General features: G+C 54.5%; 28 protein-coding genes, 1 other RNA gene and 1 pseudogene. 8 read left to right on the top strand and 22 right to left on the bottom strand.

The features are described from left to right. Positions 1-43: 43 nt before the first annotated feature. The 4 genes from rseC to rpoE are packed head-to-tail and all read right to left on the bottom strand — an operon-like array spanning position 44 to position 2,726. Positions 44-508 (bottom strand): SoxR-reducing system protein RseC, encoded by a 465-nt coding sequence (gene rseC / locus CRO33_RS14960; RefSeq protein ID WP_058959162.1) that lies wholly within the window; start codon positions 506-508, stop codon positions 44-46. After that, positions 505-1,461 (bottom strand): sigma-E factor regulatory protein RseB, encoded by a 957-nt coding sequence (gene rseB, locus CRO33_RS14965; RefSeq protein ID WP_097118622.1) that lies wholly within the window; start codon positions 1,459-1,461, stop codon positions 505-507. The genes rseC and rseB overlap by 4 nt, the downstream gene beginning before the upstream one ends. Continuing rightward, positions 1,461-2,120, bottom strand: coding sequence for an anti-sigma-E factor RseA (gene rseA / locus CRO33_RS14970; RefSeq protein WP_034825605.1), 660 nt, complete (start codon positions 2,118-2,120; stop codon positions 1,461-1,463). The genes rseB and rseA overlap by 1 nt, the downstream gene beginning before the upstream one ends. A 27-nt stretch (positions 2,121-2,147) precedes the next feature. Beyond that, entirely contained in the window at positions 2,148-2,726 is a 579-nt protein-coding gene (gene rpoE / locus CRO33_RS14975; protein ID WP_038645348.1) for an RNA polymerase sigma factor RpoE, read from the bottom strand. A gap of 442 nt (positions 2,727-3,168) precedes the next feature. On the opposite strand from rpoE, the gene nadB reads away from it, so the two are divergent. Continuing rightward, positions 3,169-4,788 carry an L-aspartate oxidase gene (nadB, locus tag CRO33_RS14980; RefSeq protein WP_097118623.1) on the top strand — a complete coding sequence of 540 codons (1,620 nt, stop codon included), beginning with the start codon at positions 3,169-3,171 and terminating at the stop codon, positions 4,786-4,788. Here the strand turns inward: nadB and trmN are convergent. Beyond that, complete coding sequence (gene trmN / locus CRO33_RS14985) at positions 4,773-5,522, bottom strand: tRNA(1)(Val) (adenine(37)-N(6))-methyltransferase TrmN (RefSeq protein ID WP_097118624.1); 750 nt, start codon at positions 5,520-5,522, stop codon at positions 4,773-4,775. The two genes, nadB and trmN, sit on opposite strands and share 16 nt — an antisense overlap. Before the next feature lie 137 nt (positions 5,523-5,659). On the opposite strand from trmN, the gene srmB reads away from it, so the two are divergent. After that, complete coding sequence (srmB, locus tag CRO33_RS14990; RefSeq protein WP_097118625.1) at positions 5,660-6,988, top strand: ATP-dependent RNA helicase SrmB; 1,329 nt, start codon at positions 5,660-5,662, stop codon at positions 6,986-6,988. A 197-nt stretch (positions 6,989-7,185) separates the two neighbouring features. Here the strand turns inward: srmB and grcA are convergent, their stop codons facing one another. Then, entirely contained in the window at positions 7,186-7,569 is a 384-nt protein-coding gene (gene grcA, locus CRO33_RS14995) for an autonomous glycyl radical cofactor GrcA (RefSeq protein ID WP_097118626.1), read from the bottom strand. A 264-nt stretch (positions 7,570-7,833) separates the two neighbouring features. Between grcA and ung the strand changes: the two genes are divergently transcribed. Then, positions 7,834-8,511 (top strand): uracil-DNA glycosylase, encoded by a 678-nt coding sequence (ung, locus tag CRO33_RS15000; RefSeq protein WP_097118627.1) that lies wholly within the window; start codon positions 7,834-7,836, stop codon positions 8,509-8,511. 49 nt (positions 8,512-8,560) lie between these two features. Here ung and grpE read toward each other — a convergent pair whose 3' ends face one another. Further along, positions 8,561-9,139 carry a nucleotide exchange factor GrpE gene (grpE, locus tag CRO33_RS15005; RefSeq protein ID WP_097118628.1) on the bottom strand — a complete coding sequence of 193 codons (579 nt, stop codon included), beginning with the start codon at positions 9,137-9,139 and terminating at the stop codon, positions 8,561-8,563. 122 nt (positions 9,140-9,261) lie between these two features. Between grpE and nadK the strand changes: the two genes are divergently transcribed. From nadK to bamE, 3 genes are all read left to right on the top strand, one after another. Continuing rightward, the gene (nadK, locus tag CRO33_RS15010) at positions 9,262-10,140 is read left to right on the top strand and encodes an NAD(+) kinase (RefSeq protein WP_034825588.1); all 879 of its coding nucleotides are present in this window, start codon (positions 9,262-9,264) and stop codon (positions 10,138-10,140) included. Between the two features lie 85 nt (positions 10,141-10,225). Beyond that, entirely contained in the window at positions 10,226-11,887 is a 1,662-nt protein-coding gene (recN, locus tag CRO33_RS15015) for a DNA repair protein RecN (RefSeq protein WP_097118629.1), read from the top strand. Positions 11,888-12,071: 184 nt separating this feature from the next. Next, positions 12,072-12,419: an outer membrane protein assembly factor BamE gene (gene bamE, locus CRO33_RS15020; RefSeq protein WP_034825584.1), complete on the top strand. Its 348-nt coding sequence runs from the start codon at positions 12,072-12,074 to the stop codon at positions 12,417-12,419. Between the two features lie 53 nt (positions 12,420-12,472). Here bamE and CRO33_RS15025 read toward each other — a convergent pair whose 3' ends face one another. Further along, positions 12,473-12,763 (bottom strand): RnfH family protein, encoded by a 291-nt coding sequence (locus CRO33_RS15025; RefSeq protein ID WP_097118630.1) that lies wholly within the window; start codon positions 12,761-12,763, stop codon positions 12,473-12,475. After that, a complete protein-coding gene (locus CRO33_RS15030) occupies positions 12,756-13,190 on the bottom strand; it encodes a type II toxin-antitoxin system RatA family toxin (protein WP_034825580.1) in 435 nt (144 codons plus the stop codon). Before CRO33_RS15030 ends, CRO33_RS15025 begins: the two co-directional genes overlap by 8 nt. A 158-nt stretch (positions 13,191-13,348) precedes the next feature. On the opposite strand from CRO33_RS15030, the gene smpB reads away from it, so the two are divergent. Continuing rightward, positions 13,349-13,831: an SsrA-binding protein SmpB gene (gene smpB, locus CRO33_RS15035; RefSeq protein WP_034825578.1), complete on the top strand. Its 483-nt coding sequence runs from the start codon at positions 13,349-13,351 to the stop codon at positions 13,829-13,831. 44 nt (positions 13,832-13,875) lie between these two features. After that, positions 13,876-14,237: a transfer-messenger RNA gene (gene ssrA / locus CRO33_RS15040) on the top strand. Positions 14,238-14,406: 169 nt separating this feature from the next. On the opposite strand, the gene CRO33_RS15045 is transcribed toward ssrA, so the two are convergent. The 13 genes and pseudogenes from CRO33_RS15045 to CRO33_RS15105 form a co-directional block, all read right to left on the bottom strand. Beyond that, positions 14,407-17,805: a phage tail tip protein J-related protein gene (locus tag CRO33_RS15045; RefSeq protein WP_097118631.1), complete on the bottom strand. Its 3,399-nt coding sequence runs from the start codon at positions 17,803-17,805 to the stop codon at positions 14,407-14,409. A gap of 51 nt (positions 17,806-17,856) precedes the next feature. After that, on the bottom strand, positions 17,857-18,543 hold the full coding sequence (locus CRO33_RS15050; RefSeq protein ID WP_441339540.1) for a tail assembly protein: 687 nt from the start codon (positions 18,541-18,543) through the stop codon (positions 17,857-17,859). Further along, complete coding sequence (locus CRO33_RS15055; RefSeq protein WP_097118633.1) at positions 18,485-18,856, bottom strand: C40 family peptidase; 372 nt, start codon at positions 18,854-18,856, stop codon at positions 18,485-18,487. The genes CRO33_RS15050 and CRO33_RS15055 overlap by 59 nt, the downstream gene beginning before the upstream one ends. Beyond that, positions 18,856-19,554, bottom strand: coding sequence for a phage minor tail protein L (locus CRO33_RS15060; protein ID WP_097118634.1), 699 nt, complete (start codon positions 19,552-19,554; stop codon positions 18,856-18,858). The genes CRO33_RS15055 and CRO33_RS15060 overlap by 1 nt, the downstream gene beginning before the upstream one ends. 10 nt (positions 19,555-19,564) lie before the next feature. After that, complete coding sequence (locus CRO33_RS15065; protein ID WP_097118635.1) at positions 19,565-19,894, bottom strand: phage tail protein; 330 nt, start codon at positions 19,892-19,894, stop codon at positions 19,565-19,567. Next, positions 19,894-22,470 (bottom strand): phage tail tape measure protein, encoded by a 2,577-nt coding sequence (locus tag CRO33_RS15070; protein ID WP_097118636.1) that lies wholly within the window; start codon positions 22,468-22,470, stop codon positions 19,894-19,896. The genes CRO33_RS15065 and CRO33_RS15070 overlap by 1 nt, the downstream gene beginning before the upstream one ends. Beyond that, entirely contained in the window at positions 22,451-22,756 is a 306-nt protein-coding gene (locus CRO33_RS15075) for a phage tail assembly protein T (RefSeq protein ID WP_097118637.1), read from the bottom strand. The genes CRO33_RS15070 and CRO33_RS15075 overlap by 20 nt, the downstream gene beginning before the upstream one ends. A gap of 8 nt (positions 22,757-22,764) precedes the next feature. Then, positions 22,765-23,163, bottom strand: a complete 399-nt coding sequence (gene gpG / locus CRO33_RS15080; RefSeq protein WP_097118638.1) for a phage tail assembly chaperone G — start codon at positions 23,161-23,163, stop codon at positions 22,765-22,767. A gap of 56 nt (positions 23,164-23,219) precedes the next feature. After that, positions 23,220-23,681, bottom strand: a pseudogene (locus CRO33_RS15085) (phage tail tube protein); the annotation flags it as partial. Positions 23,682-23,690: 9 nt separating this feature from the next. Continuing rightward, positions 23,691-24,089, bottom strand: coding sequence for a phage tail terminator protein (gene gpU / locus CRO33_RS15090; RefSeq protein ID WP_097118640.1), 399 nt, complete (start codon positions 24,087-24,089; stop codon positions 23,691-23,693). Next, positions 24,086-24,652, bottom strand: a complete 567-nt coding sequence (locus CRO33_RS15095; protein WP_176505779.1) for a phage tail protein — start codon at positions 24,650-24,652, stop codon at positions 24,086-24,088. Before CRO33_RS15095 ends, gpU begins: the two co-directional genes overlap by 4 nt. Further along, positions 24,618-24,929 carry a hypothetical protein gene (locus tag CRO33_RS15100; protein WP_097118642.1) on the bottom strand — a complete coding sequence of 104 codons (312 nt, stop codon included), beginning with the start codon at positions 24,927-24,929 and terminating at the stop codon, positions 24,618-24,620. The genes CRO33_RS15095 and CRO33_RS15100 overlap by 35 nt, the downstream gene beginning before the upstream one ends. After that, the gene (locus CRO33_RS15105) at positions 24,922-25,245 is read right to left on the bottom strand and encodes a DUF2190 family protein (protein ID WP_097118643.1); all 324 of its coding nucleotides are present in this window, start codon (positions 25,243-25,245) and stop codon (positions 24,922-24,924) included. The genes CRO33_RS15100 and CRO33_RS15105 overlap by 8 nt, the downstream gene beginning before the upstream one ends. Positions 25,246-25,279 lie beyond the last annotated feature (34 nt).

Raw genomic sequence — 25,279 nt, forward strand, 5'->3', positions numbered from 1 at the left:
AGCCTAAATGAAAAAGCCGCGCATTGCGCGGCCCTGGCAGGGATCAACCTTCATTTTCTACGCGCATGGCATCGGGCGGTAACGCAACGCTGAGGATGATCGGCTGAAAGGCTTCCCGATGACCGAACACGCTGGAAACCCCTTTAGCCACAATAAAGCCACCGATGCCGCCTAACAGTGCACCGCAGGCCGCCGCCAGATCGCTGTGGAACAGCATCTGAAACAGACCTGCCACTAAAAACAGGCCAAACAGCGGCGTCATGTAAACCAGCAGCGCTGAACCCAGCAGACTGCTTTCACGGATACCCAATTCAATGCGCTGTCCGGGCTGTAAAGGCTCCGGGCTGGCAATGGTCATGACATGAGCATTTTTCGGCCCAAGTTGATTGAGCGCGTGGCTGCCGCAGCCTTTGCGGGCTGAACAGCTGTTACAGGAGGTTTTCGCTTCCGAGTGCAGCGTGGCAATGCCTTTTTCCCACGCCACCACGGTGGCCCATTCTCTCATCATTTTTGTGCACCTGAATCTATGCTGTCCGCGATACGTTTGGCCGTTGCAGGCGGTAATTCGCCCACCACGGTGATTTCACGATTATCGCGCACTTCTGTCTGCACCGTACGACGCCCAGTGCGCAATGACTGCGGCACACTGCTTTTATCGGCAGGCGTAATGTTGATAGCAAAGCTAAATAAGCCATCGCTGTACAGACGAGATTCTACGGTTTTATTCATGGCTGGCATATCGCGGCGACTCTGCGAAATCAGTGTCATACCCGCTGGCAACCAGCCTGGCTGCCAGCTGAGCTGCACTTTATCGCCCGCTGGTAATGACAGCGTTGGCGGCAGATTGGCTTTTTCCAGTCCCTGCATCAGATTACGCACGCCTTCATCCACCGCAAAGCTGATGACACGGAACTGCTCCAGCGTTTCACCATCACGATCCAGCAAATCAATGCGTAGCGGCAATTTAGTATCAACATCCAGCCACACGACATAGCTGTAGCGCGTGCCATCACGCGACACGATGCGTACCACTTCGCACATTTGATCGGCCATACGTGAACGTCCTACCGGAATAAAATCGTAGGCATCACCAAGGCGGGAGAAATCAGCAAACATCAATGCAGGCAGCGCATCAATAATGTGATTGCCCGGTAGTGAGAAAGGATCAAGTCCAGGCTCGAAGTAGCTGATGTCATTGCCACGTTGAATCACTTCACGACGCGGCCCATCCATCTGCAACAGTTGGGCAAAGATACGATTATCGATAACTGCATGACGATAGCGCAGAGATTCAATGCCAAGACGAGAGACATTGATGTAGGCGAATTCGTAGTTGAGGTTCTGGCTTGCCTGCTCCATCTGCTGTAACAACGCCCCGGAAGCAGATGTCTGCGCCGGGGCGGTGGAGGACCAAAGCAGGCTGCCTGCCAGCAGGCTAACGGCACACCAAAATTGCTTCATTACTGCTGTTGAGTTCCTAACGACTGATTTCCGGGAACATTAGCTTGCGCCTGCTGTGGATCATTCTTTTCATCGAACTGAACCTGATCAGCATGCAGACGGCGTTGCAGTTCATAGTCCTGCAGCATGGCATTCACACGACGACGCTGTTCCTGTACCTGCTGGTTAGAGCTATTGGTGTCAAACGCGTCAGAAGGGACACCAAGACTGACAGGAGAAGCTTTACCCATCATCGGCAGCGTATTAAACGCTGGAGAGTCTGAGGTTTCCGTTGCACTGCTGCCAGGCTGAGTATTGTAGTGCTGAACACCGACAATCACCGCCAGCGATACGCAGGCAGCCACACCAATCTGCGCCAGTTGTGCAGTCCAGGTGCCGCCACGACGCCAGAACGGCATTTTCTCCCAGCGTGATGGCTCAGGCTGCGCTTCAGGAATCAGCGGAGTCACTTTGCGCAATGGCTCATTTTCAATGGCCGCTGCAACACGCGCGGAGATATCAAAATGCAGCACTTCACCGACATCACCTCGTAAGGTGTCGCGGATTAGATGGTAGCTCTCCCAGCTTTTTTGAAGATCTGCATCCTTCGACAACGACGCCAGCAGCTCGTTATCGAGAGTTTCACCATCCATTAAAGCGGAAAGTTTTTCTTTCTGCATGCTTTGGTACCCTTCCAGTAGCCGTTATCACTGACGTTGGATAAGCGGTTGAACTTTATTATCAATGGCCTCTCGGGCACGGAAGATACGCGAACGAACCGTACCCACCGGGCAATCCATGATGGCGGCAATCTCTTCGTAACTTAAACCATCCAACTCCCTGAGGGTGATGGCCATACGCAGATCTTCGGGAAGCGCCTCAATGGTCCGAAAAACAATTTGTTTCAGTTCCTCTGACAACATTAAGTTCTCAGGGTTCGAAATTTCTTTTAATGCTCCCGCACTTTCGAAATTTTCTGCATCGATAGCATCCACATCGCTGGACGGCGGACGACGCCCCTGAGCCACTAAATAGTTTTTTGCTGTATTCACCGCAATGCGGTACAGCCATGTATAAAAGGCGCTATCGCCACGGAAAGATTCCAGTGCGCGATACGCTTTAATAAAGGATTCCTGAACCACATCAGGCACATCGCCTGAAGGAACATAACGTGAAACCAGGCTCGCCACTTTATGCTGGTATCGAATCACCAGTAAATTAAATGACTTTTGATCTCCCTTCTGAACCCGCTCAACGAGAACCTGATCCGTTAACTGCTCGCTCATCCGAGGTAATGTCTCCCCAAATCTCTTTTTATGCGTAAGTGAACTGCCAGCACATCTCATTGTTCTGAGCAAGCATGCGCTTAGAGTCATATGTTGGCCTGAAGTTCACCACGACCAGATATTTTCCGTATCGGAACCACGACATCATTGTTGTTGATTGTCTTTCAGTGTAGCGACTGGCTACGCCGTTGGCGTCATTTGCGGCACCGATAATCGCTGGGAGAGTACCCTATGACGCCCTAATTTTCACCTTTATTACCTGAATTTTCAGAGTGTTTGGTATAAAAAACACGATGTGCTTATTTTCGGACATAACTTACTGAAATCGCGTGATTATGTCGCCGCTCTGGATAATTTTACCGCGTAATTTGTTCAAAATACTTCACAGGACCGGCTTCCAGGCTTATGCTCGGGAAACCTTTTGTTTAGTAAATTAAACACCATGACATCGAATCCTGATTACCAATGTGATGTGTTAATTGTGGGTAGCGGTGCTGCAGGCCTCTCTCTGGCGCTGCGACTGGCACCCTATTACCAGGTGACCGTGTTAAGCAAAGCACAGGTGAACGAAGGTTCGACGCTGTATGCCCAGGGCGGTATCGCCGCGGTGTTTGATGAAACAGACAGCATTGAATCTCACGTCGAAGACACATTAATTGCCGGTGCAGGCTTATGTGAGCGCGAAACCGTGAGCTTTATCGCCAGCAATGCGCGCCATTGCGTGCAGTGGTTGATTGATAACGGCGTGGCCTTCGACAAGGAACCACAAGGTGACGGCGAAGCGCGTTACCATCTGACGCGCGAAGGTGGTCACAGCCATCGTCGAATCCTGCACAGCGCCGATGCCACTGGCCGCGCGGTGGAAACCACGCTGGTGAGCCAGGCGCTGAGCCATCCCAACATCCGTATTATTGAACGCACTAACGCCGTTGATTTAATTCTTTCCGACAAACTGGGGCTGCCGGGCAAGCGTCGGGTGGTGGGCGCGTGGATCTGGAACCGCAATCGCGAACAGGTGGAAACCTGTCGTGCTCGTGCGGTGGTACTGGCCACTGGCGGTGCAGCAAAAGTGTATCAGTACACCACCAACCCGGATGTGGCCTCTGGTGATGGTATTGCGATGGCATGGCGTGCTGGCTGCCGTGTCGCCAATCTGGAATTCAATCAGTTCCACCCCACCTGTTTATTCCATCCTCAGGCACAGAACTTTTTGCTCACGGAAGCGTTGCGCGGCGAAGGCGCATGGCTGTTGCGCCCGGATGGTACCCGTTTTATGCCTGATTTTGACGAGCGCGCTGAACTGGCCCCGCGCGATATCGTGGCGCGCGCTATCGATCATGAAATGAAGCGTTTGGGTGTCGATTGCATGTATCTGGATATCAGCCATCAGCCAGAGAGTTTTGTCCGCGCGCACTTCCCGATGATCTACGAGAAATTGCTGACCTTCGGACTGGACCTGACCAAACAGCCAATTCCCATCGTTCCTGCCGCCCACTACACCTGCGGCGGCGTGATGGTGGATCAGCAGGGCCGCACCGATGTTGATGGGCTATATGCCATTGGCGAGGTGAGCTATACCGGCCTGCACGGTGCCAATCGTATGGCATCGAATTCTTTGCTGGAGTGTCTGGTGTATGGCTGGTCTGCGGCAGAAGACATGATTCGCCGCTTGCCGGATGTTGCCGCCGTCGAGCAACTGCCGGCCTGGGATGAAAGCCGGGTCGATGACGCGGACGAACGCGTAGTGATTCAGCACAACTGGCATGAACTGCGCCTGTTCATGTGGGATTACATGGGAATTGTGCGCACCACCAAAAGGCTTGAGCGCGCACTGCGCAGAATTAATTTACTGCAGCAGGAGATCGATGAGTATTACGCGCATTTCCGCCTATCCAATAACCTGCTGGAGTTACGCAATCTGGTGCAGGTGGCGGAGTTGATGGTGCGCTGTGCGCTGGAACGTAAAGAGAGCCGCGGCCTGCACTATACGCCTGATTATCCCGATCAACTCCTGGAAGCTTTACCGACTCAACTCCAGCCAGAGCATTATCGGAACAGATAGAAATCACTCACCAGACTCAGCCAGTCAGCCGAGTAGCTCTTATCTTCATCACGAATGGCGAGACGTTCCAGCAACGTTTCGCCTGCCGTGGGCGAGAAACCTAACACCAGACGATTCGGCGGACGATGCGCGTAAGCCGCCACGTCGTAGCGATATCGCAGATGCCAGCCTTCAGCCAGCGCCAGCGGGATGAGATTTTCTCCCGCATCCTCGGGCAGCACCACGCAAAAAATCCCCTCTTCTTCAATTAGCTGAGCGGCACAGCGCAATAGCGTGGGATGATCCAGGGTGGTGGTACTGCGCGCGCTATCACGCTCTGCGCTGGCTGACGCCGTTCCCGGCGCAAAAAAAGGTGGGTTGCTGACAATCAGGGAGTAGCGTTTTTCCGATTGCTCGCTCCAGCTGACGATGTCCTGTTGATGTACAGTGATGCGATCAGCCCAGGGAGAAGCCTGCACGTTTTCCGCAGCCTGGCTAGCCGCACTGGCTTCCAGCTCGACGGCATCCAGCATCACCTGTTGTGGCGTACGCTGTGCCAGCATCAGCGCAATCAATCCGCTGCCGCAGCCAATATCCAGAATTCGTCGCGCGCCTGCAACTGGCGCCCAGGCACCCAGTAACACGCCATCGGTGCCGACTTTCATCGCACAGCGATCATGCGCCACGAAAAATTGCTTAAAGGTAAAACCATCTTTTCTTAACATTGCCCGCGTCTGCGGCTGGTCCTGAGACATACTTCACTACCGTTGAATTATCTACTGCGGGGAGTGTAACGTGGTCGTGAGGGGAATTCACCTTCACCTGCTGCACACAAACAGATGAAGATTATGTCTGTTCTGTCTATAATCAGCGCCCCAAACTGAGGTAGACCATGACCGTAACCACATTCTCCGAACTCGAACTCGACGAAAGCCTGCTGCAAGCGCTGCAGGAAAAAGGCTTCACGCGCCCCACTGCCATTCAGGCTGAGACCATTCCTGCCGCGCTGGAAGGCCGTGACGTTCTGGGTTCGGCGCCAACCGGAACGGGGAAAACCGCTGCTTTTCTGCTGCCCGCTTTACAGCATCTGCTCGACTTCCCACGCAAAAAATCGGGCCCGCCACGTATTTTGATCCTCACGCCAACCCGCGAACTGGCGATGCAGGTTGCCGATCACGCACGTGAGTTGGCTAAACACACGCACCTGGATATCGCTACCATCACCGGTGGTGTGGCTTATATGAACCACGCCGAAGTGTTCAGCGAAAACCAGGACATCGTGGTGGCCACCACCGGTCGCCTGCTGCAGTACATCAAAGAAGAAAACTTTGACTGCCGCGCCGTAGAAACGCTGATTCTGGATGAAGCCGACCGCATGGTCGACATGGGCTTCGCGCAGGATATTGAAACCATCGCTGCGGAAACCCGCTGGCGCAAACAGACGCTGCTGTTCTCCGCCACGCTGGAAGGCGAGAACATCAAAGATTTTGCCGAGCGTCTGCTGAACGATCCGGTATCAATTGAAGCGGATCCCAGCAAAAGCGAACGCAAGAAGATTCAACAGTGGTTTTATCGTGCTGACAACCTTGAGCACAAAACCAAGCTGCTGGTGCACCTGTTAAAACAGCCTGAAGCCAAGCGCGTGGTGGTGTTTGTGCGTAAGCGTGAGCGCCTGCATGAACTGGTGACCTGGCTGCACGAAGCCGGCATTCGTACCAGCTATCTTGAAGGTGAGATGGTGCAGGTAAACCGCAATGAAGCGATTAAGCGTATCAATGAAAATCGCGTCAATGTAATGATTGCGACGGATGTTGCGGCACGCGGTATCGACATTGATGACGTTACTCACGTCATCAACTATGACCTGCCTCTTACTGCCGATATCTACTTACACCGCATTGGTCGTACGGCGCGTGCTGGCCGTAAAGGCACGGCGATTTCGTTGGTTGAGGCACATGATCATATGCTGCTGGGTAAAATTACCCGCTATATCAACGAGCCGATCAAAGCGCGCATCATTGAAGAACTGCGCCCGGAATCACGTGCGCCAAGTGCTAAAGTGACAGGAAAACCGTCGAAAAAAGCTCTTGCGAAGCGTAAAGAGCGCAAAGAGAAAGAAGCTGAAAAACCGCGTGTTAAACAACGTCATCGCGACACCAAAAATGTCGGTAAACGTCGTAAGGCAAGCGGCAGCAGCACACCAGAGAGCGGTGCAGAATAAATCAGCACGCACTCAATAAAGCGCCTCTGATGAGGCGTTTTTTTTATCTTTAGCCTGCCAAAATAACGCTTCGGTTATATTTTTGCTGTGAATCCCCTTTCCGGCATTCCCTTTCAGGATCGATAAAGACAAAAAAGCCGCGCCGAAGGGTATCGGCGCGGCCTGGATTGCTGTGTGACTTTTCGTCAGCCGATCAATTACAGACTTTCAGTGAAAGTACGGGTAATCACATCGCGCTGCTGTTCAGGGGTAAGCGCATTAAAGCGCACCGCATAACCAGACACACGAATGGTAAGCTGCGGATATTTTTCCGGATGCTTAACCGCATCTTCTAAGGTTTCGCGACGCAGCACGTTGACGTTCAGGTGCTGGCCACCCTCAACACGCACCTCGGGTTTCTGCTCCAGCGGGATTTCACGGTAAGCAATGTCGCCCAGATCGCTGATCGCAACGATCTGATCTTCCGTGAAATCGCCTTTTGCACACAGGCAGCGAGCTTCCGCTTTCTCATCATCCAGCAACCAGAATGAGTTCAGCAGTTGTGGGTTATTGGCCTGAGTAATTTGAATACCGGTAATCATAGTGACCTCCAGGGCTTTAGTGCGCGATGTTTCCTATCACGCGGTGTATCCATTGATCTGACACATTGATATACCACCGGGGATTTGCCGCCGTTTTGACCTGTATCAATTATGCTGGCAAGCGAAATGCGCTTCATCGCTAACAAATTGATTTACAACCATTACGCATAAAAACTTTTTCTGTATTTTTTCAAATTATTTTTACCCTTCTACTGCCGCGTGCGACACGTTAAGCTAGGCGCAAAATTTTGCAGGGAGTTAACGATGGCTGAGAAGCTGACCTGGCACGACGTGCTGGCTGAAGAGAAAGAAAAACCTTACTTCGTCGAAACCTTAAAAGCGGTCGCCAACGAACGTGCCGCAGGTGTGACCGTGTATCCGCCGCAAAAAGACGTATTCAATGCCTTCCGTCTGACTGAACTGGATGACATCAAGGTGGTGATTCTGGGCCAGGATCCCTATCACGGCCCGAATCAGGCGCACGGTCTGGCGTTCTCCGTGCTTCCCGGCGTGCCCACGCCTCCTTCACTGCTGAATATGTACAAAGAATTGGAGCAGGATATTGCGGGCTTTACGCGCCCACAGCACGGCTTCCTCGAAAGCTGGGCCACACAAGGTGTGATGCTGCTGAACACGGTGCTCACGGTAGAAGCCAGTAAAGCGCATTCCCACGCGCGATTCGGCTGGGAAACCTTTACGGACAATGTGATAAGCGCGATCAATCAACATCGTGAAGGCGTGATTTTCCTGCTGTGGGGTTCGCATGCGCACAAGAAAGGCAGCATTATCGATACGCAACGTCACCATGTTTTGAAAGCGCCGCATCCCTCACCGCTTTCCGCCCATCGCGGCTTTTTTGGCAGTAAGCACTTCTCGCAGGCGAACGCGCTGTTAATCCAGTCGGGCCAGACGCCCATCGACTGGGTGCCTGTCCTGCCTTAGAAATAAAGACGGCCGCAATCAGCGGCCGTTTTTGTATTCAGCAGGGTAATCAGCCCTTGGCTTTGGTTACTGCCACCATCGCTGGGCGCAACAGGCGACCATTGAGGGTATAACCACGCTGCATCACCATCAGTACACGGTTCGGTGCCATGTCTTCTGATTCAATCATCGACATCGCCTGATGCACATCCGGGTTGAATGGCACGTTGGTTTCCCCGACCACTTCAACACCATACTTACGCACGGCACCCAGCAGGGATTTCAGCGTCAGTTCGATGCCTTCAATCATCGAAGCCAGTTCGGTGTTCTCTTTATCAGCCACTTCCAGCGCGCGCTCGAGGCTATCAATCACTGGCAGCAGTTCGTTGGCAAATTTTTCCAGCGCAAACTTGTGCGCTTTTTCCACATCCATTTCGGCACGGCGACGGATGTTCTCAATCTCCGCCTGAGCGCGCAGCTGTGCTTCACGCACGCCACCTTGCGACTGGGCTAATTCCGCTTCCAGTTGCGCGATACGCTCATCACGCGGATCCACCTCAGTTGCCGTCTCTGCGTCCACGTGCTGCTGATCCTGTTGAATTTCGTCTGAGACTTGCTCGTTAGGGGTGTTCTGTTCTTTACTACTCATGAATTTCTCCGCGTTTTGCACATTCATCTCGCTGGTTGGCTTATTATGGGGATCAGTTTGACGGTTTCAAGTGAACCCATCACATTGCCTGGCCGTTTTGGCTTATGAGGAACACGCGCTAAATGAACAAACACTTTAACTGCATTGGGATTGTCGGCCATCCGCGCCATCCTACTGCGTTAACCACCCATGAAATGCTCTGGCGCTGGCTGACAGCAAAAGGCTATGAGGTGATCGTCGAGCAGCAGATTGCGCGCGAATTGAACCTGAAAGATGTGGAAACCGGCAGCCTGGCGGAAATCGGCCAACGCGCCGATTTAGCCGTGGTAGTGGGCGGTGATGGCAATATGTTGGGCGCGGCACGCGTGCTGGCACGTTATGACATCAAAGTGATTGGGATTAACCGCGGTAATCTCGGTTTTCTCACCGATCTCGATCCCGATAACGCACAGCAACAGCTGGATGATGTGCTGCAAGGCGAATACTTTGTTGAAAGCCGTTTCCTGCTGGAGGCGCAGGTGTGCAAAGAAGCGTGCTCGCCGCGGATCGGAAGTGCCATTAATGAAGTGGTGCTGCATCCGGGGAAAGTGGCGCACATGATTGAATTCGAGGTGTATATCGATGAGGTCTTTGCGTTTTCCCAGCGTTCGGATGGCTTAATCATCTCGACGCCCACTGGTTCCACCGCCTATTCCCTCTCAGCGGGCGGCCCGATTCTCACGCCATCGCTGGATGCCATCGCCATTGTGCCGATGTTCCCGCATACGCTTTCTGCGCGCCCGCTGGTGATCAACAGCAGCAGCACAATCCGTCTGCGTTTTTCATCTCTGCGTAGCGACCTGGAAATCAGCTGCGATAGCCAGATTGCGTTACCTATCCAGGAAGGAGAAGATGTGTTGATTCGCCGCAGCGCGCATCATCTCAACCTAATCCATCCTAAAAATTACAATTATTTTAATACGTTAAGCTCAAAACTGGGCTGGTCAAAAAAATTGTTCTGAAAATCACCGCCAGCCACTTTACTGTATAAAAAACCAGTTTATACTGTATGAAAAACCATATCTGTTTTTACATACAGGTGATTTCATGCTGGCACAACTGACCATCAGTAACTTTGCTATCGTTCGTGAACTGGAGATCGACTTTCATCGTGGGATGACAGCGATCACGGGGGAAACCGGCGCAGGTAAATCCATCGCAATTGATGCGCTGGGCCTGTGCCTGGGCGGCCGTTCTGAAGCAGATATGGTGCGTCAGGGTGCCAGTCGTGCCGATATCTGCGCGCGTTTCCAGCTCAAAGCCTCACCTTCTGCACAGCGCTGGCTGATGGAGAATCAGCTCGATGAAGGCAACGAATGCCTGCTGCGCCGCGTGATCAGTGCCGATGGCCGCTCTCGTGGCTTCATCAATGGCACTTCGGTGCCGCTGTCACAACTGCGTGAACTCGGACAGCTGCTGATTCAAATCCACGGCCAGCATGCGCACCAGCTGCTACTCAAGCCAGACCACCAAAAACATCTGCTGGATGCTTATGCGGCTCATGATGACCTGCTTGATGAGATGCGTCAGCACTACCAGCGCTGGCATCAAAGCTGCCGTGCGCTGGCTCAGCATCAGCAGCTGTCACAGGAGCGTGAAGCACGCCGTGAACTGCTGCAATATCAGCTGAAAGAACTGAATGAATTTGCCCCGCAGCCGGGCGAATTTGAGCAGATTGATGAAGAGTACAAACGCCTCGCCAACAGCGGCCAACTGCTCTCTACGAGTCAGCAGGCACTGCAAATTCTCGCCGATAGCGATGACACCAACCTGCAAAGCTTGCTGTATAGCGCGCGCAATATGCTCGGCGAATTAGTATCGCTGGATGACAAGGTGAGCGGCGTGTTCAATTTGCTGGAAGAGGCAGCGATTCAACTGAGCGAAGCCAGCGACGAACTGCGCCACTATTGTGAACGTTTGGATCTCGATCCCAATCGTCTGCATGAACTGGAACAACGTTTGTCACGCCAGATTGCCCTCTCACGTAAACATCATGTGTCGCCAGAAACCTTGCCGGTGCTGTATCAGCAGCTGCTGGACGAAGCAGAACAACTGTCGCAGCAAGAGAGCGATCAGGAAACGCTGCAAAATGAAGTGGGTTCACACCATCTGGCGGCGGTGGCCTGCGCGGAAAAACTGCATCAGCTGCGTGAGCAGGCGGCACATGAACTCAGCCAGTTGATCACCCAGAGCATGCGTACTCTGTCGATGCCGCACGGTCAGTTTGCCATTGAGCTGGAGTTCAAAGCCGATCAACTCACGGCAGATGGTGCTACACGCATTGATTTCCGCGTGACCACTAACCCAGGTCAACCGTTGCAACCACTCGGCAAAGTGGCATCAGGGGGTGAGCTGTCGCGTATTGCGCTGGCGATTCAGGTGATCACCGCACAGAAAATGGAAACGCCGGCCATGATCTTCGATGAAGTGGATGTCGGTATCAGTGGCCCAACGGCTGCGGTCGTCGGTCAGATGCTGCGTCAACTCGGCGAATCCACCCAGGTGATGTGTGTGACGCACTTGCCGCAGGTTGCCGGTTGTGGACATCAGCACTTCTACGTCAGCAAAGAGACCGATGGCGAGATGACCGAAACCCATATGCAGCCGCTGGATAAACGAGCCCGCCTGCAGGAACTGGCACGTTTGTTAGGCGGTAGCGAAGTCACGCGCAACACGCTGGCCAACGCAAAAGAACTTTTAGCAGCCTGATTCCGCACTTTTTTCTGGCCTGGTGGTCATATGCTTGCTCTGTAGAGGTTTCCAATAGGACAAAGGTTTATTATCATCGGCAGTTATATCGCCATAATAAAGCCTGCCGTAAGCAGAGTTCAGAATTTGATGGCAACAAAACAGCCTGACAAAAGGCGTTTGGCCCCAGAAAAGGAATGTATAGATGCGCTGTAAAACGCTGACTGCCGCGGCAGTGGTAATGTTGATGATGACCGCCGGATGTTCCACCCTTGAGCGCGTTGTATATCGTCCGGATATCAATCAGGGCAATTACCTGGTCGCCAACGATGTTTCGAAGATTCACACCGGCATGACGCAGCAGCAGGTTGCCTACACTCTCGGCACACCGATGATGCACGATCCGTTTGGCAGCAATGTCTGGTATTACGTGTTCCGTCAGGAACCGGGCCATGAAGGCGTGAAGCAGCAAACCCTGACGCTGACCTTTGACAGTAACGGTACGCTGACCAATATCGATAACAAACCGAAACTCACTGGCAAAGAAGGCTAAGTGATCGGCAACAAAAAAGGCGCTTAAGCGCCTTTTTTGTGTCTGTCATTCCGCTACTTGTTGTTAGCCGAACGTTCTGCCCGCTGGCGACGCATTTCTTTGGGATCCGCAATCAGTGGACGATAAATCTCCACGCGATCGCCATCCTGAACCGCATCACCCAACTTTACTGGCCGGCTGAAAATACCCACCTTGTTATTTGCCAGGTCGATGTCTTTGCGCAGTGATAACAAGCCCGAGGCTTTAATCGCCTGTTCGACGGTCGCGCCCTCTTCAAGCGTTACCGAACGCAGATACTGCTTGTTGGGCAGCGCATAAACTACCTCAACGGTGATATCAGGCACGGTAAACCTCTTTCGCGCGCTGACTGAACGCTTGCACCATGCTGTTGGCCAATTCTTTGAAGATACGCCCAAAGGCCATTTCAACCAGCATGTTGGTGAATTCGAAGTCGAGGCTCAGCTCCACTTTGCAGGCATCATCACCCAGAGACGTGAAGTGCCATCCACCGGTCAGCTTGCGGAACGGACCATCAACCAACTGCATTAAAATGCTCTGATTGCTGATCAACGTGTTGCGGGTGGTAAAGGTTTTACTGATGCCCGCTTTCGAGACATCTACCGCTGCCGTCATCTGATTTCCGCTGTTATCCAGCACGCGGCTGCCGGTGCAGCCCGGAAGAAACTGAGGATAAGCGTCCACATCATTCACGAGCTGATACATCTGCTCAGCGCTATAGGGGACCAACGCCGAACGGCTAATCTGGGCCATAATGGTTCCTGTTCATCACAAAACCGTTGAATAATACCATTTTCGGACACCAAACAAAATTCACGGGTTTGCCAGCTGTGCTAAAATAGTGTGTTTTTTACCGCCCCCAGGACAGGGGGATGCGCCCACAGACTGAGTGATGTAGACTACGCCGCACTATGACAAAGAAAAAAGCTCACAAACCCGGTTCAGCCACTATTGCCCTCAACAAACGCGCTCGCCACGAATACTTCATTGAAGAAGAGTTCGAAGCGGGGATGTCGCTACAGGGATGGGAAGTTAAATCACTCCGCGCCGGTAAAGCCAATATCAGCGACAGCTACATTTTGCTGCGCGATGGCGAAGCCTATCTGTTCGGTTCCACTTTCCAGCCGCTGGCGGTTGCCTCTACGCACGTGGTGTGTGACCCCACGCGTAGCCGCAAGCTGTTGCTGAAGCAGCGCGAACTCGATTCGCTTTACGGCCGAGTCAACCGCGAAGGTTTCACAGTGGTTGCACTGTCGATGTACTGGAAAAACGCATGGGCCAAGCTGAAGATCGGTGTGGCGCGCGGTAAGAAAGAACACGACAAGCGTAACGATGTGAAAGATCGCGAATGGCAGATGGATAAAGCACGTATTATGAAGAATTCAAAGCGTTAAGCACTGGATTCATCCGTCACTATTCTGTAGTATAAGAAGTTCTTGGGGCTGATTCTGGACTCGACGGGATTGTGAAGCCTTAGGTGCATGTCGAGGGGCGGTTTGCCTCGTTAAAAGCCGCAAAAAAATAGTCGCAAACGACGAAAACTACGCTTTAGCAGCTTAATAACCTGCCAAGAGCCCTCTCTCCCTAGCTTCCGCTCTTAAGACGGGGATCAAGAGAGGTCAAACCCAAAAGAGATCGTGTGGATGCCTTGCCTGGGGTTGAAGCACTAAATCTAATCAGGCTAGTTTGTCAGTAGCGTGTCTGTCCGCAGCTGGCCGGCGAATGTAAAGACTGACTAAACATGTAGTACCGACGGTGTAGTAATTTCGGACGCGGGTTCAACTCCCGCCAGCTCCACCAAAAAAAGTTGGACAGTGGGAAGACAACGACTTGTAAGTCAACACGTTAACCACTGCGTCCGGGCAGGAACCAGCCTGAAACCGGACAAACCGAGATACGCAAAAGAGCCCCGGCTCCTGAGCGACAAAAAAGCCCGCGCAAGCGGGCTTTTTTGTGTCTGTATCTTTTATTACACGCTTCCGCTTGTGATAAAAGCATTTCCCGCCCGATAGACAGCGAAGCGGGGTACCTCGCCTGCTGGCGGCTTGCAGTATACCGATGAAGAGCGGTAAGAATCGCCAATCTTCATCATCAGTGCATGCTGCTTACCACGGCCAATCGCTGGCAGTCTGATGCCCTGTAGCCTGAAATTCATGCCCGGCAGCCGCCCCTTATTTCCCGTATCGGCCTTACAGAGATGTTTTTCTTCACCCTCGCTACTTAAAAGAAGATGAAATTGCTGCCTCTGACTCCGGCATTCAGCCGTCACGGTCAGATTTGTATCCAGAATGCGATCAAAGTTTTCGCCCGCAATGTGAAAGATGACGTGCCATCCACCGGTGTCTGACCAGCTGAATTTGCCGGACGGCAAATCAATCCCGCCAGACTGTGCGTTGTAAATATCCCCGGTAATGTGCTTCGCATCCAGCGTCCCATCAATGGTGCAGGTGTCCTTAATGAGTACATTATCCAGCTCCCCCTTTAACGCACGGATCGTTCCACTGATGTCCGCTTTTTTTGCCGTAAGCTTTCCTTCAGGTGTCAGCTCAAACGCGGGCGGCGTACCGCTGCCGGTAATGCTGACCGCCTGCAGTTTTTTGATAAGGGCTTCATCAAAGAATATCCGGTCGTCCTCAATCACCAGGGCGGGAGAGTGATTACCGTTCCGGGGATTGACGAACGCCACGCGATCCGCGGCCATTAAAATCTGGCTCTGCATTCCGTCAGGCTTTTCCTCAATCCCCATGCCGAAGCCCGCCAGGCAGTACTTACCGTCTCTTAGCTGCTGCATCTTCACTGACCACAAGGAATTAAGATGTCCCTGCGTATCAGTCCAGCTCTTACTGATTTCCTCGATTTTCGACGCGCCCTTACCGAGCACCGTCATTTTCTGAAGTAAATCTTTTCCCAGGTGAGTGTCGGTAATTTTGTGTTTAAAGAATTCCAGGTAGCCATCGGCATCTTCGCTGGCACGTGCGATTTTCTCAAGGTAGTCCGATTTACCCAACGGATTCACGCTTCGCACATAGAAGTAATAATTCCTATCATGCTTTAACCCGTCTTTTATCCAGCTGGTGCCCTCCCCGAGATACTGCGCCTGAGTTTCCACATCGGCGGAATTCGTAATTTTGTGGGTGGCAAAATAAAATTCATAACGGACGGTGGCGTCATAAACGGCCTGATGCGGTACCAGCGTTACCTGGAAATAGCCTGGTGTCACGTCAACGGACACGGGAGGCTCTGGTGCGGCGACCGTAATGCCGGTCATAACCGGTTCACTTTTCTGCCCGGCCTCATTAAGAGACCAGACGGACACCCTGTAGCCCCCGGGGTCAGGGAGCGTGAACGTACATTCAGGCTTGTCCACCCTGTGACTGAACACAAGGTTACCCGAAGCGTCATCGCCGCGCGTGACCCGGATGTCAAATCGCGCGCTGCTGAGGGTGCGCAGGATTTCCCATCGGGCGATGGCATGAATGTGGCCGGATGAGGCGCTGACGCTGACATGAAGATGCCGGACAGCGGGCGGTAACATGCCGTGCTCGCTGGCCGGGGGTTCTGAAAAGCGCCTGCCTTCGTCTACCCGTGCTTGCTTTTCCGGGCAGTGCTGAAGCGCAGTCACGGCATAGCCGCCGTTTTCGCTTTCACGAATGGCCACACAGCGAAACAGGCGCTGCCGCAGACCCGGCAGTTTCAGTCCCCAGACGCTTAATGACATTATGCCTTCAGGCATGCTGTCCACTTCGACACAGTCAGGTTCGGGATGGCCGGTCACGCTGACGGTCACAGGCTGTCCGGTCTCGCTTATCAGATTCAGCGTGGCGCGCCCCTTTCCTGGAAGAGACACAGGGCGGTCAAGCCTGAGTAGTTTTTTCTCAGGCTCTGCGGCAATGATCCGGCCACCGGTTGCGGTCCCGGCATAATCGTTGTCGCAAATTTCGAAGATATCACCAGGGATATGACGCAGCCCTTCAGCCCCCACACAAAAATCGACGGTCTGGGTTTCCAGCAATTCGGTCTCAATAATCCATAATCCGTGACGGTGTGCCTGCCCCCGACTGGTACAACCAAACGCATCGACTTTCAGCAGGTTTCGCCCGTAGCGTTTTATGGCCTCACGGTCTTCCACCAGCTCAACCGACGGCTGCCAGTTATTATGGGGATCAATAAAGCGCACCTCGATCGCGTTGTGACGGTCCTTCAGTGCGCTGAAGCTGTAGTGAAACTGGCCACCGGCCACGCTGGGATTGGTGTAAGTCCAGACAGTGTCTGAGGGCGCATCCGGAATAAATGTCAGCCGCTGGCCGTTCCATACGGGCATGCAGCGCATCATGGCGCAGAAATCACTGATGGCATCAAACGTCTTTCGCTGCTGCGTGAGCCAGGCGTTGCAGCGGATACGCGGCTCCTGTCCGCCATACCCGTCACCAACGCTTACATCACAGTATCGAGCAATGTTATACAGCGCCCACTTATCGACATCGGCAATGCCCATCCGCCTGCCCAGACCATAACGCGGGTGCGTCAGCAGGTCATACAGACACCATGCCGGGTTGTCCGTCCAGGCTTCCTTAAAATCGCCGTACCAGCGATCGCTGGCATAGCTTCGCGTCAAGGGATCGTAGGTAACAGGCACCTTTACCAGTCGTCCTCGCATCTGATAACTACGCTGTGCCCGCTGGTTGCCTGATCTTTCTGAATCAATCTTCAGCCCCACGACCGCCGTGCAGGGATAGCACTGCCGGATATCGGTGATTTCTGTATAAGAAGACCAGAAGGTTTTATTGAACAGGTGGTTATCGGTACTGTCCGTCGTCACGCGTTGTACACGAACATCAAAGGGAGGTGTTGGCAGGTCTTCAAGAACGACTGAAAACGCATACGGCTCATGCGTACAACCCTTCACGGTGATGTCTTTTTCTGTTTTCCAGCCTGCAGGATGCCGAATATGAATCTGCAGGTTAACCGATGTATCCTGCGTTTCGCCTTTTTTGTTGACCGAGAAAAGCTGGTGAACGCCCAGCGTTAGGCGAAGCCGGTCGGTTTCTTTTCCATCCACCGTGCGGGTGACGGCATACTGCGCGGTGACGTCAGCATTAATCAGCTTTTCCCGGGCTGATGACTCAAAACCGCTCAGCGGTGGCTGTTCAGCGGTTCCGGCATGAAAATGCATGTTCACGCCCTGTATGTTTACCTGTCCGTCCGTTCCCAGCACAGGGGTGCCGTTAACTAATACACTCTTCAGGCCGCTGACTGGGCCCGCAATGGGCCCCTCGCTGATAATATCGATGACACTCAGAACCTGAGATGAGCGTAGATTGTCAGATTTGTCATGTGGCGTTTTATCGTGATGATGGAAGATGCTCATGAATTCATCCTGCGGGAAATGAGCAGGGATGCACCCTTTTCTGTCTCCCGATTAATGGCCAATAACAATTGTCTTACCCTCCCCACTCAAATCCCGGGTGGCGATCTCCTGAGAAATCACGCGTGACCCCACTCGCATTTCCCCATACAGGACCGGTACCGGTGTGCCCTGGGCCATCATGTTTTCTGTACCAGAAAACCATGAGCTTTTTCGGTTTAGATCATCAGCGGTTGCTGGCCGGGGTGCCAGTAACTGCGCTGCGCCGCCCAGCATCAGGCTGGCCCCCAGAGAAAATGCGGCCCCACTCAGCGAAAGCGTCGTCGCCCCCAAAGTCCAGGCGAAAGCGTTCAGGCCAGGGATAAATGACGCCGCAATGAGCGCAGCTCCCGCAAACAGCTGAAGCAGCCCCCGCCGTGAAGCCCCTTGCAGACGGGGAACCAGATGAACAACGGCACCGGCCGGAAGTTTTTCATGCAGACGGGCATGCAGGTTGCCAGTATCAAGATCGCTGCCGACGATACGTACCTGATAAAGACCTTCACGAAACTGGCGTCTGAACTCACCGGACTGCATCACCAGCGCATGCAGCGCCTCTGCCGCCGTCATCACATGCAGATCAATACGCCTGCCAAACCGGGCAAGATTGCCATACAGGCACACCCGGACGGACCGGGCGGTTTCAGGGGAGGCTGTGCTCATTTTCATCTTCCGCTCCAAAACAATAAATTTGGCCTTCACACACCAGCCACCAGCTGCAGGCGCTGTGCGTCATTGCGGCTTTGTCCGCAGGACTCAGTTCAGGTGGCCCATCAGGATGGCTGTGAACCAGCGCGATAATCGTGCCGGCGGCAGAGGCACTCAGGTAATCTTCAGGCGCGATCAGAAAGTGCTGACAGGGGTCAGCGGACGCGTTAATGCAGGGGAGATACTGATGACCGTCCGGTGTCCGGATGATCAGGCCACAGCACTCCTCCGGGTGACAAGCGCGGGCATGACACAGGATCGCTTTCGTCAGGCGTTCGCGTGTTACGGCACTGAATGTGTATGTCATTACGCAGAACACGTCTCAATCGACAGAAACCCGCCAAAGCGCCTGATGTTATGCCGTAGACGGCAACCTGCCGCACAGTTGCCGCAGTGATCCTGGACAATGTCTGTCACGGGCTGGCCATTGCTGTCTGCGACAGCCGGCCCGGCGTAACCGCACTCTGCGGAGCGGTATGCCCAGGGGCAGAGGTCAGCCAGCATAATGCGCCCGGGACACATCAGTCCGTCGGTTTCCGTCGGCACGGCCAGGATAAACCGGGCCGTCAGAGACGTGAGTTCCGCCAGCTGCTCGATAACATAACGACTGACGACTTCCTGCTGCGGATCCGCGTCCGGATTACCGAGCCTGAAATTTACCGCGTCCAGAAAGCGGGCGCAGACTGAACGGCGAGTGACCGTTGCACCCACGAGGCTCTGATACGCTTCGGCCAGACCCGTCACAATGCCATACAGATTGGAGACCACGAGCGACGGCCGTGCTGCCGCCCCCCTGCCGCTCATACTGCTCTCTTCCATTCTGACGGGATATGGCCGGTATCGACGCTTTTGCCAGACAACCGATTTACCGTATTCGTTCTGCTCGTTGCAGAAGAAATAACGCTGACCGCCGGTTGCCGACAGATCGGCTTCCCAGAGGTCGATTCGGGCAGACGACGCTGTCCGGATAAGTTCGCTCAGTGTATGAGCAGGGATCGTATTCATTCAGGCTACCTCATGCCGGAACCCGTTCAAATTCGCCGGTTATTTCCGTGCGCTTTGCCATTCTCACTGCTGACCAGCGTCGGCAGATAAAGATCGCGGGTGCTGGCTGGCCTGGCGGCTGCCATAAAAATGCACTGACGCCACCGTGTTGCGAGAGAAAGTCATCCACAGCCTGCATAGTCGCGTGCGGCCCCGACAGCATGATGCTATAGCGGCTTTGCACGCCATTTATGCCATCCGCGCGCCGCTGCTCATACCCGTCACCAAAGCGGATAGTCTGCACGCGCGGCTCACGCTCCGTGCGCATGCCCGGCCTGACTTTCCAGCTAAAGGTTTTCATCAGGCACGGCCTCCGCTCATCATGCCGCCGTCACGCTGCTGCTGCAGGAAGAAATCCTTCGCGCCCTGGCGCCCCAGCTCGTATATCATTCTGGCGGCCTCCGGCCCGAGCTGCCCGTTGCGGCCATCGTTGTGAATGGTTACGTTAAAGGTAGGTGCGTATTTCATGCCAGCCCCCGTCATTCTTGCCACCACGCCAAGCTTGCCGTCGGCACCACGACGCAGGGGAAAAATGCCCTCCGGTCCGGCTTCCCCCATAACGCCAGCGCCGTGGGCAAACGCAAACAGTGTCGGCGTACGCACCACCGTTCCGCTGAAAGCACGAAGCCCCCGTGAATGAAAGACGCCCCCCTGCGCGTGAAATGACAGCGCCTGTTGTTTAAGCAGGCCGGAGAAGATATCCACGCCTTTCACCAACGTCATTTTCACCAGCACCTGGGTGAGCATGCTCAATACTGACCGGGTAAAGTCGCGAAAACCGGCCTTCCCCTCCGTCAGCAGGGTGCTCAGCTGTGTACTCAATCCGTCCAGCGCACGTGAGGAAACCTCCTTTATCCGACTGTTTGCATCAAGTGCCGCATCACGGTATTCAGCCCACCCGCTTTTTGCGCCCGCCAGCCAGTCAGCCCGGAGCTTTTCTTCAGCCTGCCAGGTCTTTTGCTGCGCCTTCAGCACCGCTGACAGAACGTCTGGTGCCTCCGAATACGTGGCACTGAGCCGGACAACGCTGGCATGCTGCTGCGCCTCCCGGGCCGACAGGCCGTGTTCAAGCGCCGCAATTTCTGCCTGCCGCGTGCGCTGCTGCTCCGTAAATTTTCCAGCCTGCGCCTGAAGCTGATTCATGCGTTCCTGAAGCGCAACTTCATCCCCCAGCATGGCCAGTTTTTCCTGCTGAAGCAGGACGCTGGCTTTGGCAGTAATCAGGGATTTTTCCTCACGACTCAGCTGACGCTTCTGTGCCGCCGCTTCAAGAACATGGAATTTAGCCTGAGAAGCCCAGAGGTTTTTGCGCTGCTGGCTGACAATACCGGCTTCCTGATGTGTTTTCAGTGCATGAAGCCGGGCCTGCAGCGCCAGCATGTCGGCCTGCGCCTTTTCGCCTGCGAGGGCAGCCGCCGACGGCTGATGTGCGTCCCGCCGTTTTCGGCGGCCTGAGACAAGCGTGTCATAGCGCTGTTTTTCACGGCGCATCGCCTCCTCTTTAACCTCACGGGATGCCCATGAATGGCGGATAACTGACAGCGCGCGCTGATGTTTTTCCTCTTCCGTTTCGTACTGCTTTTTCAGGCTCTGGTCAGCATCGAAACGGCGCTTCTTACGGATTTCCGCATCCTGCTCTGCTTTATCCCGGGCGGCCTTCAGATCACGCTGAAACTTTTGGTCTTCCAGCCGGGAAAGCCTGTCCCTGTCCCGTTGCATGACAGGTATCCAGGCTTTGCCCAGACCCTTTCCACCCGCGTTCAGTTTCTCCTTTAAAGCAGCAATCTGCTCTTCAAGCGATCGCTCCCGTCCGATGCCCAGCATGACATCCCAGGCACCCGCAGCCGTCTCCCCCAGCCATTTCCAGGTTTTCTCAAGCGTCCCCAGACTCTGCGTGACCTCATTACTTCGGGTTCGCATTGCTTGCGCATAGCGATCCATGGCCAGCGCTGCCGCATCCGTTTCACGCCCCTGTTCAGCCAGACGGGTGATGTTTTCCAGCTCGGCTTCCGTCAGAAAGTGCAGGGATTTATCCAGCTCGCGAACGGCAGCCACAGGTGTGTCCTGAAGCCGTGCAAACTGCCGGATAGTTTCTTCTGTGGCCTGACCGGTTACGGCTTTAAGACGGGCCGCAACATCAGCGACCTGCCTGATGTGCTGCTCGCTGAACAAACCTGAGCCAGTAACCTCTGCCAGTACGTCTGCGGCTTCATGCTGAGTGATACCGTTTCCCTTCAGAGTCCGGCTCATCACCTGCAGCGCTGAGGTTGTGTGGGCGGCATAGTGACCGGTCAGGATCAGGGCTTTATTGAATGCTTCCGCTTCCTGGCTGCCCTGATACCACGCCCTGCCCAGCCCCCAGACAGCGGCGGCAATACCACCAACAACGCCTGCCACGCCCAGGCCGCGCAGGGTCATCAGCTTCTCAATCCACCCGGCATTGTTGGCGAGCGTAATACCGGAACCACGAAGCGCACCAAAATTTCCCCTGGCCACTTCACCAAGTAAAACACCAAGTTCGCGTCGCGCCGCCGCGCTCTCGAGGCCCAGCGAATGCGTCTTCTGACGCGCCGATTCCAGCTTACGGATATAGATATCTGCCGCATTACCCAGTCCCAGCTGTGCCGCACGCGTTCTCAAAAGCTCTTCACGTGAAAGTCGCTGTGTGGCCAGCTGCGCTTTCAGCTGGCTGAGAAAACGGGCTTTTGCCTGGGAGGCCAGCACTTCAGCGCGTGAGGCAGAAGAAACCTGCTTCGCGGTGCGCCCGGCCTGCTGCCCCGCATTTTTCAGCTGCCGCTCGACCCGCCCCATCTGTTCGTGAAAACGGGTGGTTTCAGCACCAAGGTTTACGACGAGGTCAGCAATCTGCTGGGACATGCCGTTCTCCTCCCATGGATTCTGCCATAGCCATCAGCATGTCATCTGTCATGCGTTCATCGGGTCCCGATGGGGCTAGCAGGCTGAAATCTTCGGCCTTTAATGTGCTGTCACCGGCGGTGAGCGCAACCAGCGTACTGCTGAGTGCAGCAAATTCAGCATCCAGCAGACGGTGGCTGAAAGGCGTATGCGAGAAATAGCGCTGCCAGTCGGACAGCTCAGATGACGTCATCTCGCTCAGCATGCGGTGCCAGTCCGGGCGCTGAAACTCGTGGGCCAGACACATGATAAATTTCAGCTCCCGGCCGACTGCTTTACTTCCGGGCCCTCCGCTGCCTCATATTCCCGCTGTTCTTCTGCCTTCACATCGACGTCGAGACCGCTGAGCATCATCACCTTCTCGGCTGCCTGAGACAGCGCTTTTTCAGGCCAGTCGGACAAGATCTGGTGATAAATCTCCTCCACGTCCGCTTCGCGGTTACCGTTCCAGCGCGCCCGGGAGACAAGCCAGGCGTTAGACTCAGTATTGAGCCGTACCAGTGCGGCCCCTTTACCAGCCTCCGTCGTATTTTGCTCACTCTCAGCCAGCAGTCTGGCAATACATTCAAAGTATTCAGCGCGCTGTAATGCCGTGAGTTCGTACAGTTCGGCCTGCTCAAAACCGTAATAAAAAACTGTTTTTTCCAGAAACATCAGCGTTCACCTTCATGGGGGATATTATCAGGGCCGGGGGCTGGTTTTACCGGTATCTCTTCAGCCAGAACCGGCCGGCCGCTATTTGTGACTTTGATGGTTCGCGTAATGACTTCTTTTGCAGGAATAGTCTTGCCCAGGCTGCTGACCCATCCCCGGAACAGATCGACCGTGCCGTTTGGATAACGAATTTTGTAATAGCGGACCTCCCCGCTGTGAAACCAGCTCAGTAAATCCTTCTGCCCCTGCTCGCCGGGTTTCCACGCAAGCGTAATACTGGCTTCGCCTGCCGACTTCTCGCCCTGCGCTGTGGCTTTCCAGTCGGCATCCGGATCGTCCAGCCATGTGTCGTCGTAACTCTCTGCGCTGATTTCGCCTGGTTGCAGCTCGCGGATCTGAGCCAGTCGCGTCCAGCCGTTATCGTCCAGCGGTTTAGCGGTGGCATCGCCGTTGCCGGTAAAAATCAGCAGTGTGGTACCTGCGCCTTTAACGGACGCAAGGGGATTTGGTGTCGCCATAGTGACTCCTTACATTTGATAGGTAATGAGATAAGTCAGATCGGCTGAACCCCAGCTCGCCATTTCACTGTCCCGCTGCCAGTCATAACTCTGCGGCGTGAGCGTCTCAATCACGGATGAAAGTGCCGGTACATTAACGAGAGCCGGAAGAATATGACGTTCAACCCACTCATCCAGTGCCGTATCCGGTTGGGTTGCCCGGAGGAATACTTCAATATGCAGCGTAGCCTGCCAGGCTTCTGCATCCAGATAGTTACCGCTGTAGCGGGCGTCTGACAGATAAACGGCTACGGCGGGCAGTTCTTTTTCATCAATAAAAACGGGGCGGCCATCATGAAAGGCCGCCCCGCTGATGTGGGACTTAAGCGCATCCGTGAGGGTGCGCCTGATTTCAGCATGTTTTTTCATAACCTCCTCCTCAGGTACAGCCTCAGCTGGTATTTTAGCGCGGCGGCCAGTTCAGCCTGCATATCCGTTTCCAGCAGCTGCCGGCTTTGTTTCTGATAGCTCTCCGTCAGCGGTCCGGACAGCGGGATTTTTACAACCTGAACCGGGTAGCGACTGCGGCCGGTGCGCTGCAGTACATGCCAGCGGCCGTTAGCCAGTTGCTGTATAAATGCATTCCGGAAAGTAAACCGCCCGATTTTCAGCACGCTGCCGTGCCGGCCGGACACTGTTTTTCGCCGGGACAGCTGCAGACGGGCCGTGCCCAGATTGATAGCTGGCAAATCCCCGCGGTTAACGACCAGTCGCGCGGTCGGATCAGCATGGCCGGGCATGGCCGGGCGTAGCCGGACACGCTGCCTGACCAGCTTCTGGGGAACGCTCGTCTCCTTTGCAACCTCGCGTGTGCAGCGCGTAATGACGCGACGGGCTACACGGTTCACCGCCTGCGCCAGCGCGCGGGGCACCAGCTGACGATCGAGCTCATGCAGGTTATTCAGTGCCTGTTTCAGTCCCTGCACGTTTATCCTCCTCAAGCCAGATTTGCGGCTTGCCGTTGTAAAACTGCCAGCGGGTTACCCGCCAGTGTTTCTCCTGCCATTCAACCCGATCATGTCGTTCGGGCTGATAAGCCCGGTCGAAGACAATTAACGACACGCCCTCTCCGGACAGGGGTCCCATGTCAGCCGTAAAGGCATGTTCAGCTGCGCATATCGTTCGTCCATTAATTACCACGGCCTGACCGAACCGGCGTGCGGTGACATCGTCCATCCTGTCAGTCAGACGGAAAAACGGGCTAGCCAAAAAGCTTAACGGCCACTACGGCCGCCTTACTGTCGGCATTTTCCCAGGCGGTACCTAAGGGCACGGCCCCCTCGGTCTTGCTGGCTACCACCTGATGGCCCTGCTCATAAACAGGCTTGCCGATCTGCACAGAGACATCTGCTTTTTTCGGCAAGGTGAAGACGCCTTCCGCCAGGCCAGTTCCGGCGCAACCTTTCGGGGTATCGGTTACGGCAATAACGATACGATCCCCCACATGCACCATATCGCCGCTTTTATAGTCTTCGTCCGCAATGAACGTCAGCGTCTTGCCATCCTGCACATAATTTTTTGCCATGCTTCTTCTCCTTCACGGTTCCTGATGACCGGAT

Source organism: Pantoea sp. GL120224-02, assembly GCF_900215395.1.
Taxonomy (GTDB): Bacteria; Pseudomonadota; Gammaproteobacteria; order Enterobacterales; family Enterobacteriaceae; genus Pantoea; species Pantoea communis.

What these genes read in the sequence shown, in the direction of transcription:
- rseA (WP_034825605.1), bottom strand. Translation starts at nt 2,120, where the DNA reads ATGCAGAAAGAAAAACTTTCCGCTTTAATGGATGGTGAAACTCTCGAT.
- nadK (WP_034825588.1), top strand. Translation starts at nt 9,262, where the DNA reads ATGAACAAACACTTTAACTGCATTGGGATTGTCGGCCATCCGCGCCAT.
- CRO33_RS15105 (WP_097118643.1), bottom strand. Translation starts at nt 25,245, where the DNA reads ATGGCAAAAAATTATGTGCAGGATGGCAAGACGCTGACGTTCATTGCG.
- grcA (WP_097118626.1), bottom strand. Translation starts at nt 7,569, where the DNA reads ATGATTACCGGTATTCAAATTACTCAGGCCAATAACCCACAACTGCTG.
- bamE (WP_034825584.1), top strand. Translation starts at nt 12,072, where the DNA reads ATGCGCTGTAAAACGCTGACTGCCGCGGCAGTGGTAATGTTGATGATG.
- nadB (WP_097118623.1), top strand. Translation starts at nt 3,169, where the DNA reads ATGACATCGAATCCTGATTACCAATGTGATGTGTTAATTGTGGGTAGC.
- CRO33_RS15030 (WP_034825580.1), bottom strand. Translation starts at nt 13,190, where the DNA reads ATGGCCCAGATTAGCCGTTCGGCGTTGGTCCCCTATAGCGCTGAGCAG.
- rpoE (WP_038645348.1), bottom strand. Translation starts at nt 2,726, where the DNA reads ATGAGCGAGCAGTTAACGGATCAGGTTCTCGTTGAGCGGGTTCAGAAG.
- srmB (WP_097118625.1), top strand. Translation starts at nt 5,660, where the DNA reads ATGACCGTAACCACATTCTCCGAACTCGAACTCGACGAAAGCCTGCTG.
- CRO33_RS15070 (WP_097118636.1), bottom strand. Translation starts at nt 22,470, where the DNA reads ATGTCCCAGCAGATTGCTGACCTCGTCGTAAACCTTGGTGCTGAAACC.
- gpG (WP_097118638.1), bottom strand. Translation starts at nt 23,163, where the DNA reads ATGTTTCTGGAAAAAACAGTTTTTTATTACGGTTTTGAGCAGGCCGAA.
- gpU (WP_097118640.1), bottom strand. Translation starts at nt 24,089, where the DNA reads ATGAAAAAACATGCTGAAATCAGGCGCACCCTCACGGATGCGCTTAAG.
- CRO33_RS15060 (WP_097118634.1), bottom strand. Translation starts at nt 19,554, where the DNA reads ATGAATACGATCCCTGCTCATACACTGAGCGAACTTATCCGGACAGCG.
- CRO33_RS15075 (WP_097118637.1), bottom strand. Translation starts at nt 22,756, where the DNA reads ATGTGTCTGGCCCACGAGTTTCAGCGCCCGGACTGGCACCGCATGCTG.
- rseB (WP_097118622.1), bottom strand. Translation starts at nt 1,461, where the DNA reads ATGAAGCAATTTTGGTGTGCCGTTAGCCTGCTGGCAGGCAGCCTGCTT.
- grpE (WP_097118628.1), bottom strand. Translation starts at nt 9,139, where the DNA reads ATGAGTAGTAAAGAACAGAACACCCCTAACGAGCAAGTCTCAGACGAA.
- ung (WP_097118627.1), top strand. Translation starts at nt 7,834, where the DNA reads ATGGCTGAGAAGCTGACCTGGCACGACGTGCTGGCTGAAGAGAAAGAA.
- trmN (WP_097118624.1), bottom strand. Translation starts at nt 5,522, where the DNA reads ATGTCTCAGGACCAGCCGCAGACGCGGGCAATGTTAAGAAAAGATGGT.
- CRO33_RS15055 (WP_097118633.1), bottom strand. Translation starts at nt 18,856, where the DNA reads ATGACATACACATTCAGTGCCGTAACACGCGAACGCCTGACGAAAGCG.
- recN (WP_097118629.1), top strand. Translation starts at nt 10,226, where the DNA reads ATGCTGGCACAACTGACCATCAGTAACTTTGCTATCGTTCGTGAACTG.
- CRO33_RS15045 (WP_097118631.1), bottom strand. Translation starts at nt 17,805, where the DNA reads ATGAGCATCTTCCATCATCACGATAAAACGCCACATGACAAATCTGAC.
- rseC (WP_058959162.1), bottom strand. Translation starts at nt 508, where the DNA reads ATGATGAGAGAATGGGCCACCGTGGTGGCGTGGGAAAAAGGCATTGCC.
- smpB (WP_034825578.1), top strand. Translation starts at nt 13,349, where the DNA reads ATGACAAAGAAAAAAGCTCACAAACCCGGTTCAGCCACTATTGCCCTC.
- CRO33_RS15065 (WP_097118635.1), bottom strand. Translation starts at nt 19,894, where the DNA reads ATGAAAACCTTTAGCTGGAAAGTCAGGCCGGGCATGCGCACGGAGCGT.